The organism is Streptomyces sp. MMS24-W38 (assembly GCF_059889265.1).
On sequence record NZ_JCBCPP010000001.1, the window covers coordinates 966,685 to 983,202 of the forward strand.

The following is a 16,518-nucleotide window of genomic DNA, read 5'->3' on the forward strand; positions in this document are numbered from 1 at the left end:
GAAGCCGACAGCCCGGACGTGGGAGTTCTCGTGCAGCATCTGGATTACCCCGTGTGGCTGCGGGTCGAGCACTGGCTGAACGTCCTGTTCCTCACGCTGCTCATCCGCAGCGGCATCGAGATCATCGCCACCCACCCCAAGCTCTACTGGCGCAACGACAGCCGGCCGGGCACCGAGTGGGCGCGCTTCACCCGCAAGACCATGCCGAAGGACCGCCTGTACGACACCCTGGACGAGGAGGAGCACTACTCCTCCCTCGTGTCCCTGCCGGGCCACAGGAAGCTGGGGATGGGCAGGCACTGGCACTTCATCAGCGTGATCGGCTGGGTCCTGACCGGCGCCGCCTACTACGTCCTGCTGTTCACGACCGGCCAGTGGCGCCGCTACGTCCCTCAGGACTGGTCACTTTTCTCCACCGCCTGGGACGACCTGCAGACCTACCTCAGCTTCAACCTGTCGCCGCTGCTGCCGGGCGAGCCCCTGGACGCCCGGCAGAAAATCGCGTACGGGGCCGTGATCTTCTTGCTGGTCCCCTTCCAGATCCTCACCGGCTCCGCGCAGTCCCCGGCGATCGAGGCCCGGTTCCCCCGGTACGTACGGCTGTGGGGCGGACGGCAGGCGGCTCGCAGCCTGCACTTCCTGGGGTTGCTGGCCTTCCTGGGGTTCCTCGCCGCTCACCTGACGATGATCGGCCTGTGGGGCTGGTCGGAACTGCACGCACTGATGATCTTCGGTCATGTACAGGACCTGGACAGGGCCGTCGGAGCGTCCCTGGCCGTCCTGGCCGGCATCGTCGCAGTGCACGTCGCGGCCACGGTGGTCAGCCTGAAACGGCCGCGCACCGTGCAACGCGCTCTCGGTGCCGTGATCACACCGGTCCGCCGGACACTGCTGCGACCTCTGAAGTCGACCCAGGCGTACCCGGGCCGCGAGGTGTCCGTCGAGCAGCGGGTCAACGGCAAACCGCCGTGTTCCCTCCAGTACAAGACGATGGCGGTGCACGGTTTCGTGGACTGGCGGCTCGAGGTCGGCGGACTGGTGGAACGCCCCATGGCCTTCTCCCTGGAGGACCTGCGCGCGCTGGGCCGGCCGCAGACCCAACAGGTCCTGCACAACTGCGTCCAGGGCTGGTCCAGCATCGCCCGATGGGGCGGAGTACCGCTGCAGACGGTGCTCGACCTGGTGAACCCCCTGCCCGAGGCGCGTTTCCTGTGCTTCCTGACGATGCAGGACGTCGGCCGCGACGAACCCGGCGCCGAGGGCGCGGGCCAGTTCTACGAGGTCATCGATCTCAGCCTGGCGAAACACCCGCAGTGCATCCTCGCCTACGACATGAACGGCGGACCGCTTCCCATCAAGCACGGCGCACCGCTGCGGCTGCGACTGGAGACCCAGGTGGGATCCAAGATGGCCAAGTGGATCGACCGGATCGAAGTGGTCTTTGACTGTTCGGCGATCGGCGAAGGCATGGGCGGCTGGCGCGAGGACAACGTCTTCTACGACAAGGACGTGGAGGTCTGATGCCCGGTCCGGCGCGCACCGAGCAGGCCACCGCCGGCCGTCGGGGCGGTTCGCGCCACGCAGCCGATGCCCCGGTGCGCGCGGCGGCCCGTCCGGAGATCACACCGCTCGACGAGGAACAGCGCAAGCGGGTCCGCCGCGTGCTGCGGCGCGGCCTGCCCGCACTGCGGAAACCGCCGGCGTTGGACCGTCGGCGCTGCGCTCCACCTGGGGTTCCTCTTTCTCGACGAGGACGAGGACGCCTACATGATCGCGGTGACCTGCCGCCGCCGTGGCTGCCCCCGGCCCCGCACCGGCGTCATCGTGCACCGGGCGGACGTCCTGGAACCCTGACCCCGCGGCGCCCCCGCGGTCCGGTGCCGGTGCCGCTCAACGTCGCCGCTCGCCGTCCAGGCGCGGCGCCGCCAGGCCGAGCCGCTCGGCCAGCGGCGCGACGTCCCGCAGTTCGGCACACAGGTCCGCGAACCGGTTCCGCTCGGCCGGACCGAGCGCGCCTTGACGGTCGTACTGCACCAGCCTCGGCAGCCGCCCGTGCAGAAACGCCCCCCACCGGATGCTGAAGTCGTAGACGCGGTCGGCGTCCTCGGCCTTCTCGGGGTCACCGGCCAGCTCGCGCAGGTGTCGTACCTGGGTGAACAGCAGGTCCATGTCCGCGGCCGCACCGGGCACGGCTGCGGACTCCGGTTCGCCGCCGCCGGCCGACCGCCTGCGGCGCGCGCTCCACGTGCGGAACCCCATGAGCGTGGCCCCTACAGGCTCGGTTTGGCGACACCGAGGGCGTACGGAACGCCCCGCATGGTCGGACAGGACCCGTTCCGGGCCCACCGTCATGCCCGACAGCGGCGCCTTCCTCACCTCTGTGTCCCTCACCGGGGCCCGGAAGTCGACGCTCTTCACGACGGTGAACCTCCCCTCCGGGAAACCTTCGTAACTGTTCGTCTCCAGCACCACCAGCCGGTCCTCGGTGGCGGCGTAGAGCCGATCCTCATCGACCGCCAGGCGCAGCACCGGGGCTCCGAGACGGGACTGGGCCACCATCAGGAGCCTGTCCCCGCCGGGTGCCGTGTCGATCGCGACCAGCCGGTCCGTCCCCTTCTCGGCGGCATAGAGCCGACTGACCTTGATCAGGTCGCCGGTGGCCGTCTCCGCCCGGAAGGCGATGTCGGCGGTCTTCTCCACCTCGCCCGCGCTTCCCTTGTAATGGCTCACCCGGTCCGGTCCGACCGTGTGGAACTCGATGAGGCGGCCACGCGCGGCGCCGTCGACCTCGCCCGCCGGACCGAGCCGGACGTCGGTCCGCGTCACGACGGCGGGTTCCTCGCCGGGCGCCGGCTGGACGCCCACCCCGGTGACGGTCGAGCCGTCCGCGGACAGCGCCAGCACCACGTCCGCGCCGGAGTCGACGGAGACGAAGGACGGCGCCCTGCCCGCTCGCAGGAACGTCCTCGCCCGCAGCGTCCTGACGTCGACGACGGCGACCTGGTCCGCATCGGGGCGTGGCGCGTACACCACCTCCTCGCCCGTGGCGTCGGGCGCCAGATTCTCGCCCAGACCGGGGAGAGGACCGGAGAGCACGGTGTGCGCCGTCAGCCGGCCGGACATCACCCTCGGGGTGATCCCGGCGATCCGGGACGCGTCCTCGGCCAGTGCGACGACCGCGTGGGCCTCCTTCGACCAGACCGGCTCCCGCACCGGCGTGTCCAGCCGCAGAACGGCCACCTGCGGCGCCGAGTCCGGCACGGCGCCGGCCGCTGTGCAGCCCGTCGCCAGGGCGGCGACCGCAACGGTGAGGGCTGACGCCTGACGGAAGTCCAACAACCTCTTCCTCCGCACCGTCCGAGCGGCCACCGGATCCGCACGTCACGCGCCTCACTCGCACGACAGCCCGCCAACCCATGCAACCGCGCTCCGGTGCTCCGCGCCAGCGGACCACGGCCGTACGGTCGCTGCTCACGGCGGGCTTCCCGATCCGGATGTCACTGCACGGAGAAGCCATGGTCAAGGACCACGGCCGCCGTGGCTGCGCATGGTGGTCAAGCTGACTCGGATGCCTCGGCGCCCGCGGAGCGGGCTACCGTACCGGAGGAGCCGTCCACGGGTCAGCCCCCGGCGAACAGCAGCACGCTGCCCACCGCCGGGGTCACCCCGACGTGTTGGATGCCGCGGATGCGTTCCTTGAGCACGAAGCGGGCCGGCAGCACCGTGCTGACGGGGTAGAGCGACGCGGGCAGTCCGGCACGACGGCGAGGCCGCCCGTCCCGGACGGCGACGAGGAAGAGGACGCTCGATCCCGTGTCGAGCACCCCAGCGGGACGTGATCCGCCGCCTGGAGAGGGAGGGGCACCGCCGACCGCGAACGCCTCCACCGGGCCTGCTCCGCCGACCTCCTCGGGAGTTCCAGGAAGCGGAGAAGCAGGCACTCGGCGCCACTGCGGGTGTGGCCGGACTCCAGGTGGGGCCGATCAGCGGGTGGTGAGGGTGTGGACGTGGTCCACCAGGCGGGTCAGGGCGTCCGGGTCGGTGTTCGGCATGACGCCGTGGCCGAGGTTGAAGATGTGGCCCTCGAGGCCCTCCGCCTGGGCCAGGACCTCGCGGGTCTTCGCCTCGACGGCCTCGGTGCCGGCGAACAGCACGGTCGGGTCGAGGTTGCCCTGGAGCGCCTTGCCGGGGCCGATGCGGCGGGCGGCCTCGTCCATGGGAACGCGCCAGTCGACGCCCACGACGTCCGCGCCGGCCGCGCCCATCAGACCGAGGAGCTCGCCGGTGCCGACACCGAAGTGGATGCGGGGGACGCCGTAACCGGACACCGCGTCGAGGACCTTGGCCGAGGCGGACATCACCGAGCGCCGGTAGTCGGCGGGGGCGAGCGCGCCGGCCCAGGAGTCGAAGAGCTGGACCGCGGAGGCGCCGGCCTCGATCTGCACGGCGAGGAAGGCGGCCGTGATGTCCGCGAGGCGGTCGAGGAGGTCGGCCCAGAGTTCCGGGTCGCCGTACATCATCGCCTTGGCGTTCTCGTAGGTGCGGGACGGGCCGCCCTCGACGAGGTAGCTGGCGAGGGTGAACGGGGCGCCCGCGAAGCCGATCAGCGGGGTGGAGCCCAGCTCGGCGGTCAGCAGGCCGTACGCCTCGGTGACGTAGGAGACGTCCTCCGGGGTGAGGTCGCGCAGCCGGGCCAGGTCGGCGCGGGCGCGGAAGGGCTCCTCGACGACGGGGCCGATGCCGGGCTTGATGTCGAGGTCGATACCGATGGCCTTGAGGGGGACGACGATGTCACTGAAGTAGATCGCCGCGTCGACGTTGTGCCGGCGGACCGGCTGGAGCGTGATCTCGGCGACGAGGTCGGGGCGCATGCAGGAGTCGAGCATCGCGATGCCCTCGCGCACCTTGCGGTACTCCGGCAGTGAGCGGCCCGCCTGCCGCATGAACCACACCGGAGTGTGCGGCACCGGCTCACGCCGGCACGCCTTGAGGAAGGCACTGTCGTACGTCTGGGTCGGCTGCTTGCCCCGGGGGCTGACATTGGCACTCACACCGGCCAGTCTCGCATGGTCCGCCGGCGACCCCGCACCGCAGGCCGTCCGGCGCACGGCACCCGTGCGCCGCGCCCGGGACGACACGATCCGGACAGCGTGCTGCGCCGTGGGTGTCCTTCCCCGCGCCGGGGCCGCGTTCCCCTTAATCTTCCCCGCATGGCTGCGGCTCAAGGACGATTGTCGGACGGCAAGGGCGGTATGGACGAGGCGAAGAACACCGGGGAGGACCTCGGGCAGGGGGGCGCGGCACCCCCGTTGCCCTTTCGGACGGCCGTCGACGCGATGCGGGACGCGCGGCTGCGACCGCAGATCGAGGTGGAGACCACGCCCGCGCCCACCCGGCTCGCCCCCTACGCGCACGCGCTGGAGGCGGCGGTCGTGGAGGGTGAGCAGGAACTGGCGGACGGCCGGCTGGTGCTGCTGCACGACCCGGCCGGGCACGACGCCTGGCAGGGCGCCTTTCGGCTGGTGACGCTGGTCCGTGCGGAACTGGAGCCGGAGATGGCGGCGGATCCGCTGCTGCCGGAGGTGTGCTGGTCCTGGCTGACCGGCGCGTTCTCGGCGCGCGGTCTGACGTACGGCGAGCCGAGCGGCACGGTCACACGGGCGAGTTCGCACTACTTCGGCGGGTTGTCCGAGCGCCCCGCCGCCTCGCAGATCGAGATCCGCGCCTCGTGGACGCCGCGGGAGGGTCTGGGCGGGGTGCCGGACACCGCCACCCACCTGGCCGCCTGGTGCGACCTGCTGGCCCAGGTCGCCGGACTGCCCCCGGCGGCTCCGGGAGACGCGTCGGTGGTGACGCTCCCCCAGCGGAGGGGGCCGCAGTCGCGCTGAGCTTCCCCTCCGGAGCCCTCGGCAATCACACCTGTCGGTCCCTTTGTCGATACGGCCACTTTCGGAAGCGTTGCGACGCCGACCGAAACCGTTCGGTCTTCGAATGATCGACCGTGTGTCCGAATTGCACAGATTGTTACTCACCAGATCGTGATCACTTTCTAAAGGAGACCGGGTTTGGTGCCGAAGACGACTGTGACCTTGAAAGCACGGTTGAGCCCGGCTTCACCCCCACGAGCCGGCCCCGTCCCGCCACCCCAGGAGGCCTGGTGTCCGTTCTCCTCGAGCAGCCCGCAAGCCTGGTCGCCTACCGCCCGAACAAGCCGACCGCCATGGTGGTCGTGGCCGACCCCCGCGTCCGTTCCACCGTCACCCGCCATCTGTGGGCGCTCGGTGTGCGCGACGTGATCGAGGCCTCGTCCGTCGCGGAGGCTCGTCCCCGCATCGGCAACCCCCGCGACATCTGCGTCGCCGACGTCCATCTGCCGGACGGTTCCGGCCTCACCCTCCTCTCCGAGACCCGAGCGGCGGGCTGGCCCAACGGCCTCGCCCTGTCCGCCGCCGACGACATCGGCGCCGTGCGCAACGCCCTCGCGGGCGGAGTGAAGGGCTACGTCGTCACCGGCACCCGCACCAACCTCGGGCTCCCCTCCCGCCCCGGAGCCGCTCCCCTCGGTGCCGGTGCCCGTCTGCACCGCCGCCCCCCGGGTGCCCCGAGCCACCCGGGCGGCTACCGCGAACTGTCCGGCCGTGAGGTCGAGGTGCTGCGACTGGTGGCGGAGGGCCAGTCCAACAAGGCCATCGGTGTCTCGATGGGCCTGTCCGCGCTGACCGTCAAGAGCCACCTCGCCCGCATCGCCCGCAAGCTCGGTACGGGCGACCGCGCGGGGATGGTGGCGGTGGCCCTGCGCACGGGCATCATCCACTGACCTCGCCGCCCCCGCCGTTCCCCTGCTCCCCCTCTGCCGCACGTTCACCGACCTGACTGGTTTGCGACCCCCCGATGCCTGCCGACGGAACGTTCCGTCGGCAGGCGCCTTCACGGCATGGCTACTCTTGACAGGTGACCGACGCCCACGACACCGCAGCAGACAGCTCCCTGCGCACCACCGGAGGCGCCCCTCCGGACGACAACGGATCATCTGCTACGGAGGCGCCGACCCCCTTGCTCGAACCGCGCGAGGGCATCCCGCCCGTGATCACGGACGAGGCCGCCCTCGCCGAGGTGACCGCCGCCTTCGCCGCGGGCACCGGTCCGGTCGCCGTCGACGCCGAGCGCGCCTCCGGCTACCGCTACGGCCAGCGCGCCTACCTCGTCCAGCTGCGCCGTGCGGGCGCCGGGTCCGCACTGATCGACCCCGTCGCCTGCCCGGACCTGTCCGGCCTGGGCGAGGCGCTGTCCGACGCCGAGTGGGTGCTGCACGCCGCCACCCAGGACCTGCCCTGTCTGCGCGAGATAGGGATGCTGCCCGGCCGTCTCTTCGACACCGAACTGGCCGGACGCCTGGCCGGCTTCCCCCGGGTCGGCCTCGGCGCGATGGTCGAGAACGTGCTCGGCTTCGTCCTGGAGAAGGGCCACTCCGCCGTCGACTGGTCCACCCGCCCGCTGCCCGAGCCCTGGCTGCGCTACGCCGCCCTCGACGTCGAGCTCCTGGTCGACCTGCGGTACGCCCTGGAGAAGGAACTGGACCGGCAGGGCAAGCTGGAGTGGGCACTGCAGGAGTTCGAGGCGATCGCCTCGGCGCCGCCGCCGGAGCCCCGTAAGGATCCCTGGCGGCGCACCTCCGGCATGCACAAGGTGCGCAGGCGCCGGCAGATGGCCGTCGTCAAGGAGTTGTGGCAGGCCCGGGACCGGATCGCGCAGCGCCGGGACGTCTCCCCCGGCAAGGTGCTCTCCGACGCCGCCATCGTCGAGGCCGCGCTCGCCGTGCCGGCCAACACCCACGCCCTAGCCGCACTGAACGGGTTCGGGCCGCGGGTGGGGCGGCGCCAGCTGGAGCAGTGGCAGGCGGCCGTGGACCGGGCGAGGGCGCTGCCCGAGTCGCAGTTGCCGCAGCCCGGTCAGCCGGTGACCGGCCCGCCGCCGCCGCGCGCCTGGGCGGACAAGGACCCGGTGGCCGCCGCCCGGCTCTCCGCGGCCCGCGCGGGGGTGAGCGCGCTCGCCGAGCGGCTGAACATGCCGCAGGAGAACCTGATCACCCCGGACACGGTGCGCAGGCTGTGCTGGGAGCCCCCGCAGCCCGCCGACAGGGAGTCCGTCGCGGCGGCGCTGGCCGGGTACGGGGCGCGGCCGTGGCAGGTGGAGCAGGTGACCCCGGTGCTGGTCGCCGCACTGGTCTCCGGCGGTTCGGGAGGGAGCTGAGCGCCGTCGGCGGCGCCTGTCGCGGGGCGGGTGCGGGGAGAGGACGACCGGGATCGCGCCCGCCGAGACGGTTTCCCGTGCGCCGGCGGTTTACCAGGGACCCTCAAAACAGAACAGCGACGTCGAGATCACGCCAAGATCCTCAGAGCGGGTTCAGTCCGTGCCGACCCCGGTCCTGACACCGCGTGGTGCGACGGCTCCGCCAGGAGTGTGAGCTTCGCCGCTCGGTTCCGTGGGGCTGGGCAGCTACATTACCCACAAGTAGCATAGGCTCTGAGCGCGCGCTCAGCGCAACGCAGCAGTGCCATCCCGCACCCTGGAGGAGAGCCATCGTGCCTCGTACCGTCAGGGACGTCGTCTTCGTCGACGGCGTCCGCACCCCGTTCGGCAAGGCGGGCCCCAAGGGCATCTACCACGAGACCCGTGCCGACGACCTCGTCGTGAAGGCGATCCGGGAGCTGCTGCGCCGCAACCCCGGACTCGACCCGAAGAAGATCGACGAGGTCGCGGTCGCCGCGACCACGCAGATCGGCGACCAGGGCCTGACCATCGGCCGTACCGCCGGCATCCTCGCGGGCCTGCCCACCTCGGTTCCGGGCTACTCCATCGACCGCATGTGCGCGGGCGCCCTGACCGCCGTGACCACGGTGGCCGGCTCCGTCGCCTTCGGCGCGTACGACGTCGCCATCGCGGGCGGTGTCGAGCACATGGGCCGCCACCCGATGGGCGAGGGCGTCGACCCCAACCCCCGGTTCGTCTCCGAGAAGCTGGTCGACGAGTCCGCCCTGTTCATGGGCATGACCGCGGAGAACCTGCACGACCGCTACCCGACGATCACCAAGCAGCGCGCCGACGAGTACGCGGTCCGCTCGCAGGAGAAGGCCGCCAAGGCGTACGCCGACGGCAAGATCCAGGCCGACCTGGTACCGGTCTCGGTACGCCGCACCAACGCCGAGGCGGGCGAGACGGGCTGGGGCCTGGTCACCGCCGACGAGCCGATGCGTCCGGGCACCACCCTGGAGAACCTGGCCGGGCTGAAGACGCCGTTCCGCGTCCACGGCCGGGTCACCGCCGGCAACGCGGCCGGTCTCAACGACGGCGCCACCGCCTCGCTCATCGCCTCCGAGGACTTCGCCCGCGAGAACGGCCTCCCGGTGAAGATGCGCCTGGTCTCCTACGCCTTCGCGGGCGTCGAGCCGGAGGTCATGGGCTACGGTCCGATCCCGGCCACGGAGAAGGCGCTCGCCCAGGCTGGCCTGTCCATCTCCGACATCGGCCTGTTCGAGATCAACGAGGCCTTCGCCGTCCAGGTGCTGGCCTTCCTGGAGCACTACGGCATCGCCGACGACGACGCGCGCGTCAACCAGTACGGCGGCGCCATCGCCTTCGGCCACCCGCTGGCCTCCTCCGGCGTCCGGCTGATGACGCAGCTGGCCCGCCAGTTCGAGGAGCAGCCGCACGTCCGCTACGGCCTGACCACCATGTGCGTCGGCTTCGGCATGGGCGCGACGGTCATCTGGGAGAACCCGCACTTCGAGGGGGACAAGTGAGCACCACCGCAGAACTGTTGAAGGGCGCCGCCGCGCTGTTCCCGGACGAGGTCGTCACGACCTCCCACGTACGCCACTTCGAACTTCCCCTGGGCGCGGGCCGCTTCGCGCTCATCACCCTCGACAACGGGCTGGACCACACCAAGCCGACCACCTTCGGCCCCCAGTCGCTGGCGAACCTGGACGCCGCCCTCGACCAGGTCGAGAAGGAGGCCGCGGACGGCGAGATCGTCGGCGTCGGCATCACCGGCAAGCCGTTCGTCTTCGCCGTCGGCGCCGACCTCAAGGGCGTCGAGCTACTCAAGCGGCACGAGGACGCGCTCGCCATCGGCAAGGGCGGCCACGACGTCTTCAAGCGGCTGTCGAAGCTCGCCGTCCCCACCTTCGCGTACTACAACGGCGCGGCCATGGGCGGCGGCGTCGAGGTCGGCCTGCACTGCTCCTACCGCACGGTGTCCGCGGCCATCCCCGCCTTCTCCCTGCCCGAGGTCTTCCTCGGCCTGGTCCCCGGCTGGGGCGGCTGCGCGCTGCTGCCGAACCTGATCGGCGCGCAGAAGGCCGTCTCGGTCATCATCGAGAACAGCCTCAACCAGAACAAGCAGCTCAAGGGCCGGCAGGTCTTCGAACTCGGCATCGCGGACGCGCTCTTCGAGGGCGCCGACTTCCTGGAGCAGTCGCTGATCTGGACGGCGGCCGTCCTCAAGGGCGAGATCGTCGTCGACCGTCCGGTGATCGACCGCGGCGAGGCCTGGGACCAGGCCGTCGCCAAGGGCCGCTCCATCGCCGACTCCAAGGTGCACGGCGCGGCCCCGGCCGCCTACCGCGCCCTGGACATCATCGCCGCCGCCAAGAACGGCGACCTCCAGCAGGGCTACGACGCCGAGGACCAGGCGCTCGCCGACCTGATCATGGGCGGTGAACTGCGGTCCGGCCTCTACGCGTTCAACCTGGTGCAGAAGCGCGGCAAGCGCCCGGCCGGCGCCCCGGACAAGAACCTGGCGCGCCCGGTCACCAAGGTCGGTGTCGTCGGCGCCGGTCTGATGGCCTCGCAGCTCGCGCTGCTGTTCCTGCGCCGTCTGGAGGTGCCGGTCGTGCTGACCGACATCGACCAGGAGCGCATCGACAAGGGTGTGGGATACGTCCACGCCGAGATCGACAAGCTGCTCGGCAAGGGCCGGATCAACCAGGACAAGGCCAACCGCCTCAAGGCGCTGGTCACCGGTGTACTGGACAAGGCCGAGGGCTTCGCGGACGCGGACTTCGTCATCGAGGCCGTGTTCGAGGAGATGGGCGTCAAGCAGCAGGTGTTCGCGGAGGTCGAGGCCGTCGCCCCGGCGCACGCGATCCTCGCCACCAACACCTCCTCGCTGTCGGTGACGGAGATGGCGTCGAAGCTGAAGCACCCCGAGCGGGTCATCGGCTTCCACTTCTTCAACCCGGTCGCGATCCTGCCGCTCCTCGAGATCGTCCGCGGCGAGCAGACCGACGACGCCTCGCTGGCGACGGCGTTCGGTGTCGCCAAGAAGCTGAAGAAGACCGCGGTGCTGGTCAAGGACGCCCCGGCGTTCGTCGTGAACCGCATCCTGACCCGCTTCATGGGTGAGATCCAGAACGTCATCGACGAGGGCACCCCGGTCGAGGTCGCCGAGAAGGCGGTCGAGCCGCTCGGTCTGCCGATGTCCCCGCTGGTGCTGCTGGAGCTGGTCGGCCCGGCAATCGGGCTGCACGTGTCCGAGACGCTCAACCGGTCCTTCCCCGAGCGCTTCACGGTCTCCCCGAACCTCAAGGCGGTCGTCGAGGCGGGCAAGCGCGGCTTCTACGTCTACGACAGCGGGAAGCCGGAGCTCGACCCGGAGGTCGCCGCACTGCTCGAGCAGGGCGACACCGTCCTCGCCGAGGAGCAGGTGCGGGCGCGGGTGCTCGACGCGGTGGCGCAGGAGATCGGGCTGATGCTCGACGAGGGTGTCGTCGCCGAGGCGCAGGACATCGACCTGTGCCTGATCACCGGTGCCGGCTGGCCCTTCCACCTGGGCGGCATCACGCCGTACCTGGACCGCGAGGGTGTCTCCGAGCGCGTCAACGGCAAGAGGTTCCTGGCCCCGGGCGTGGCGAGCGTCCCGGCGTGACCGGCAGGCCCTGACAGGGGGCGGGCCGCACGGTGACGATCCGTGCGGCCCGCCCCCTTTCGTCACAGGTTTTCGTCACGGGTTTTCGTCACGGGCGCGGCGAGCGGACCGCCGCACGGTCCGACCGGGTGGGTACCCGGGTCACACCTTGCGCCACGCCGTCAGGGTCAGGCCCGGCTCGTCCTCGCGGCGGGCGAGCCGGAGGGAGCCGGTGGAGCGGGAGACGGTGAGGCGGCCGTCGTGGCCGCGGAGGAGCCAGTCGCCGTTCACCGTTTCACCCTGGGCAAGCCGGTTCGCGGGCGCCTCGGGCGGGGCCGTTCCGTGGGATTCTGGCCGCATGGACCACAGCACCGCCGCCCTGCTCGTGCTCGTCGACTCCGCGAACGTCGTCGGGTCGGTGCCCGACGGGTGGTGGCGGGACCGCCGGGGTGCCGCGGAGCGGCTGCGGGACCGGCTGGCCTCACGGGGGCTGCCCGACCGTCCGGGGCCGGTGGAGATCGTCCTGGTGGTGGAGGGCGCGGCACGGGGCGTGGAGTCGGTGCCCGGGGTACGGGTGGAGGCGGCACCGGGCAGTGGCGACGACCGCGTGGTCGACCTGGTGGCCGAGGCGGGTGAGCGCCCGGTCCTGGTCGTCACCGCCGACCGCGAACTGCGCAGCCGGGTGACCGCCCTGGGCGCCACCGTGACCGGCCCCCGGACCGTCCGGCCCTGACCGCGACCGCCGGGAGAGGGCGGGGGCCGGGGCCGTGTGGGTCACCGGAAGGCCGGGCCCGGCGGCTTGCCGGGCCGGCTGCCGACCTCCTCTTCCCGGCCCAGACGGCTGTGGCTCCGGCTGTAGAGGAAGTAGAAGACGAAGCCGAGCACCATCCAGAGGCCGAACCGGAGCCAGGTCTCGGCGGGCAGGTTCAGCATCAGCCACAGCGAGGCGGCGACCGACAGGATCGGCAGGAACGGCACCCACGGGGTGCGGAAGGCCCGGGGCAGGTCGGGGCGGGTACGGCGCAGGATGATCACGCCGAGCGCGACGACCACGAAGGCGAACAGCGTGCCGATGTTCACCAGCTCGGCGAGCTCCGACAACGGGGTGAAGCCCGCGACGATCGCGATGATCACGCCGAGCAGGATGGTCGGCCGGTACGGGGTCCTGAAGCGGGGGTGGACGCGGGAGAAGAAGCGGGGCAGCAGCCCGTCCCTGCTCATCGCGAAGAACACCCGGGTCTGGCCGAGCAGCAGGATCAGGCAGACCGTGGTCAGGCCGATGGCGGCACCGAAGCTGATGAAGCCCGCGAACCAGGGATGGCCGGTGGCCTTGAACGCGTCCGCGAGCGGGGCGTCCACGGACAGGTCGGTGTAGCGCTGCATTCCGGTGACGACGATCGACACGGCGACGTACAGCGCGGTGCAGATGAACAGGGAGCCGAGGATGCCGCGCGGCATGTCCCGCTGCGGGTTCCTGGTCTCCTCGGCGGCCGTGGCGACGACGTCGAAGCCGATGAAGGCGAAGAAGACCACCGAGGCCGCCGTGAAGATGCCCATCACGCCGAAGTTGGACGGTGCCCAGCCGATCATCAGCTGGATGAGCGGCGCACGGAGGCCTTCACCGGCTGGGACGGCCTGCGCCTTCGGGATGAACGGGTCGTAGTTGCCGGCGGTCACGAAGAAGGCACCGGCGATGATGACGACGAGGACGACGGTCACCTTGATGGCGACGACGACCGAGGTGACCCGTGCGGACAGCTTCATGCCGAGGACGAGGACGCCGGTGAGGACCAGTACCAGTGCGGCGGCGAGGATGTCGAAGCCGAGGCCCACGGCGCCGTCCCGCGTGCCGAGCACCGCGGGCAGCTGCCAGCCCACGTTGCCCAGCAGCGAGTGGATGTACCCGGACCAGCCGACGGCCACCACCGCCGTGCCGAGCGCGAACTCCAGGACCAGGTCCCAGCCGATGATCCACGCGGGCAGCTCGCCGAGGGAGGCGTACGAGAAGGTGTAGGCGGAGCCCGCCACCGGGACGGTGGAGGCGAATTCGGCGTAGCAGAGCGCGGCGAGCGCGCAGACGACGCCGGCCACCACGAAGGCCAGGGCCACGGCGGGCCCGGCGTTGTTCTTGGCGACCGTGCCGGTGAGCACGAAGATGCCGGTGCCGATGATGACGCCGACGCCGAAGACGGTCAGGTCCAGCGCGGAGAGGGACTTCTTGAGCGCGTGCTCCGGTTCCTCGGTGTCGCGGATGGACTGCTCGACCTTCTTCGTCCGGAAGAGGGTGTTGCTCACAGGTACCTCCCACGCTGCGTCGTCCTCGACATGATCGAGAGGGGGCGTACCTCGTATGCCCCGGCGCGGGCGCCTTCACGCGAACGGGCCGCCCTCGCCACTCTTCACAGTGGCACGGGCGACCCGTTCGGGCGCATCGGCGGAGGGGGTCAGTCGCGGGCCGGTTCCACCGACTCGGCGGCGGCTCGTGCGGCGCGTACGCCCGGGTTCGCATCGTGCGTGCCGTTCGAGCGGATCCGGGAGGGCGGGAGGCCGCCGTCCAGCTTCGCCACCAGACCGGTGACCTGACGGGCGATGTCGGGAGCGGTGAGCCCGATCTCCGCCAGGACCTCGGCACGGGAGGCGTGGTCGAGGAAGCGCGGCGGGATGCCGAAGTCGCGCAGCGGTACGTCGACGTCGGCGTCGCGCAGGGCCTGCGCGATCGTCGAGCCGACTCCGCCGACGCGGGAGTTGTCCTCGACGGTGACGACGACCCGGTGCTTCTCGGCGAGCGGGGCCATGGCCTCGTCGACGGGCTTGACCCAGCGCGGGTCGACGACGGTGGTGGAGATGCCCTGCCGGTCGAGCAGGCCGGCGATCTCCAGGCACATCGGGGCGAGGGCGCCCACGGAGACCAGCAGCACGTCCGGGGTGTCGGTGCCGGGCTCGCGCAGGACGTCCATGCCGCCGACGCGTCCCACGGCCGGTACGGCGGGCCCGACCGCGCCCTTGGAGAAGCGGACCACGGTCGGCGCGTCGGTGACCTCGACGGCCTCACGCAGCTGGGCGCGGACCTGGTCGGCGTCGCGCGGGGCGGCCAGCCGCAGCCCGGGGACGACCTGGAGGATCGACATGTCCCACATGCCGTTGTGGGAGGCTCCGTCGGTGCCGGTGACACCGGCCCGGTCCAGGACGAAGGTGACGCCGCACTTGTGCAGGGCCACGTCCATCAGCACCTGGTCGAAGGCGCGGTTGAGGAAGGTGGCGTACACGGCGAAGACGGGGTGCACCCCGCCGTGGGCCAGGCCCGCCGCGGAGACCGCGCCGTGCTGCTCGGCGATGCCGACGTCGTAGACCCGGTCCGGGAACCGCTTGGCGAACCGGTCGAGGCCGACCGGCTGGAGCATGGCCGCGGTGATGGCGACGACGTCCTCGCGCTCCTCGCCGAGCTTGACCATCTCCTCGCCGAAGACGGACGTCCAGTCGGCACCGGAGCTGGCGATGGGCAGGCCCGTGTCGGGATGGATCTTGCCGACGGCGTGGAAGCGGTCGGCCTCGTCCGCCAGGGCGGGCTGGTAGCCGCGGCCCTTCTCGGTGAGGCAGTGCACGATCACCGGGCCGCCGAAGCGCTTGGCGCGGGTGAGGGCGGACTCCAGGGCCTCGATGTCGTGGCCGTCGATGGGGCCGACGTACTTCAGCCCGAGGTCCTCGAACATGCCCTGGGGGGCGATGAAGTCCTTCAGGCCCTTCTTGGCGCCGTGCAGGGTGTCGTAGAGGGCCTGGCCGACGACCGGGGTGCGCTCCAGGACCTCCTTGGTGCGGGCCAGGAAGCGCTCGTAGCCGTCGGTGGTGCGCAGGGTCGCCAGGTGGTTGGCGAGGCCGCCGATGGTGGGCGCGTAGGAGCGCTCGTTGTCGTTGACGACGATGACCAGCGGCCGGTCCCGGGCGTCGGCGATGTTGTTCAGCGCCTCCCAGGCCATGCCGCCGGTGAGCGCGCCGTCCCCGATGACGGCGACGACGTGGTCGCCGGTCCGCCTGAGCTGGTTGGCCTTGGCCAGGCCGTCGGCCCAGCCGAGGACGGTGGAGGCGTGGCTGTTCTCGATGACGTCGTGCTCGGACTCGGCCTGCGAGGGGTAGCCGGAGAGGCCGCCCTTCATCTTCAGCCGGGAGAAGTCCTGTCGGCCGGTCAGCAGTTTGTGCACGTAGGACTGGTGGCCGGTGTCCCAGAGCACCTTGTCCCTGGGGGATTCGAAGACGCGGTGCAGGGCGATGGTGAGCTCCACCACACCCAGGTTGGGGCCGAGATGGCCGCCGGTCTTGGAGACCGCGTCGACCAGGAAGGTCCGGATCTCCTCGGCCAGCTGGCTCAGCTCCTCCGCGGTGAGCCGGTCCAGATCGCGCGGTCCCCTGATACGGGTCAGCAGCGGCACCCGTGCCTCCTTGCAGTAGAGCTGATCGAGCTGTTGCCGGGCTCGACGAGTCTAATGTTCCGCTCCGGCGGTCGGCGTCCGGGCCGTGCGTCATGCCTCACGCGGTCCGGCTCCGCCCAGGCCCGGAGCGCCCTGAGCCAGGCCCTGTGCCAGGTCGTGGACACGGCTGTGCCCGGTACCGCAGGGGCA

General features: G+C 71.4%; 13 protein-coding genes. 7 read left to right on the forward strand and 6 right to left on the reverse strand.

The window, feature by feature from the left end; translation table 11 throughout:
- The first annotated feature begins 30 nt into the window (after positions 1–30).
- Entirely contained in the window at positions 31–1,521 is a 1,491-nt protein-coding gene (locus AC6F7H_RS03275) for a molybdopterin-dependent oxidoreductase (protein WP_500755072.1), read from the forward strand.
- Positions 1,522–1,890: 369 nt separating this feature from the next.
- Here the strand turns inward: AC6F7H_RS03275 and AC6F7H_RS03280 are convergent, their stop codons facing one another.
- From AC6F7H_RS03280 to hemE, 3 genes are all read right to left on the reverse strand, one after another.
- Positions 1,891–3,336 carry a hypothetical protein gene (locus tag AC6F7H_RS03280; RefSeq protein ID WP_500755074.1) on the reverse strand — a complete coding sequence of 482 codons (1,446 nt, stop codon included), beginning with the start codon at positions 3,334–3,336 and terminating at the stop codon, positions 1,891–1,893.
- 284 nt (positions 3,337–3,620) lie between these two features.
- Entirely contained in the window at positions 3,621–3,824 is a 204-nt protein-coding gene (locus tag AC6F7H_RS03285) for a hypothetical protein (RefSeq protein ID WP_500755076.1), read from the reverse strand.
- Positions 3,825–3,983: 159 nt separating this feature from the next.
- Positions 3,984–5,051, reverse strand: coding sequence for a uroporphyrinogen decarboxylase (hemE, locus tag AC6F7H_RS03290; protein WP_500755078.1), 1,068 nt, complete (start codon positions 5,049–5,051; stop codon positions 3,984–3,986).
- Between the two features lie 159 nt (positions 5,052–5,210).
- Here hemE and AC6F7H_RS03295 point away from each other — a divergent pair, with 159 nt between their 5' ends.
- The 5 genes from AC6F7H_RS03295 (at position 5,211) to AC6F7H_RS03315 (ending at position 11,926) form a co-directional block, all read left to right on the forward strand.
- A complete protein-coding gene (locus AC6F7H_RS03295; protein ID WP_500755079.1) occupies positions 5,211–5,888 on the forward strand; it encodes a DUF3000 domain-containing protein in 678 nt (225 codons plus the stop codon).
- 269 nt (positions 5,889–6,157) lie between these two features.
- Positions 6,158–6,817 carry a helix-turn-helix transcriptional regulator gene (locus AC6F7H_RS03300; protein WP_361460658.1) on the forward strand — a complete coding sequence of 220 codons (660 nt, stop codon included), beginning with the start codon at positions 6,158–6,160 and terminating at the stop codon, positions 6,815–6,817.
- A gap of 134 nt (positions 6,818–6,951) precedes the next feature.
- The gene (locus tag AC6F7H_RS03305; RefSeq protein ID WP_500755081.1) at positions 6,952–8,250 is read left to right on the forward strand and encodes a ribonuclease D; all 1,299 of its coding nucleotides are present in this window, start codon (positions 6,952–6,954) and stop codon (positions 8,248–8,250) included.
- A 332-nt stretch (positions 8,251–8,582) separates the two neighbouring features.
- Positions 8,583–9,800 carry a thiolase family protein gene (locus AC6F7H_RS03310; RefSeq protein WP_500755082.1) on the forward strand — a complete coding sequence of 406 codons (1,218 nt, stop codon included), beginning with the start codon at positions 8,583–8,585 and terminating at the stop codon, positions 9,798–9,800.
- Positions 9,797–11,926, forward strand: coding sequence for a 3-hydroxyacyl-CoA dehydrogenase NAD-binding domain-containing protein (locus AC6F7H_RS03315; RefSeq protein WP_500755083.1), 2,130 nt, complete (start codon positions 9,797–9,799; stop codon positions 11,924–11,926). The genes AC6F7H_RS03310 and AC6F7H_RS03315 overlap by 4 nt, the downstream gene beginning before the upstream one ends.
- Before the next feature lie 141 nt (positions 11,927–12,067).
- Here AC6F7H_RS03315 and AC6F7H_RS03320 read toward each other — a convergent pair whose 3' ends face one another.
- On the reverse strand, positions 12,068–12,196 hold the full coding sequence (locus AC6F7H_RS03320) for a hypothetical protein (protein ID WP_500755084.1): 129 nt from the start codon (positions 12,194–12,196) through the stop codon (positions 12,068–12,070).
- A 67-nt stretch (positions 12,197–12,263) separates the two neighbouring features.
- Here AC6F7H_RS03320 and AC6F7H_RS03325 point away from each other — a divergent pair, with 67 nt between their 5' ends.
- The gene (locus tag AC6F7H_RS03325; RefSeq protein WP_500755085.1) at positions 12,264–12,638 is read left to right on the forward strand and encodes a PIN domain-containing protein; all 375 of its coding nucleotides are present in this window, start codon (positions 12,264–12,266) and stop codon (positions 12,636–12,638) included.
- Positions 12,639–12,679: 41 nt separating this feature from the next.
- On the opposite strand, the gene AC6F7H_RS03330 is transcribed toward AC6F7H_RS03325, so the two are convergent.
- Together AC6F7H_RS03330 and dxs are read right to left on the reverse strand one after the other, a co-directional pair.
- Positions 12,680–14,200 (reverse strand): amino acid permease, encoded by a 1,521-nt coding sequence (locus AC6F7H_RS03330; protein ID WP_500755086.1) that lies wholly within the window; start codon positions 14,198–14,200, stop codon positions 12,680–12,682.
- 149 nt (positions 14,201–14,349) lie between these two features.
- Positions 14,350–16,329, reverse strand: a complete 1,980-nt coding sequence (dxs, locus tag AC6F7H_RS03335; RefSeq protein WP_500755087.1) for a 1-deoxy-D-xylulose-5-phosphate synthase — start codon at positions 16,327–16,329, stop codon at positions 14,350–14,352.
- Positions 16,330–16,518: the final 189 nt, after the last annotated feature.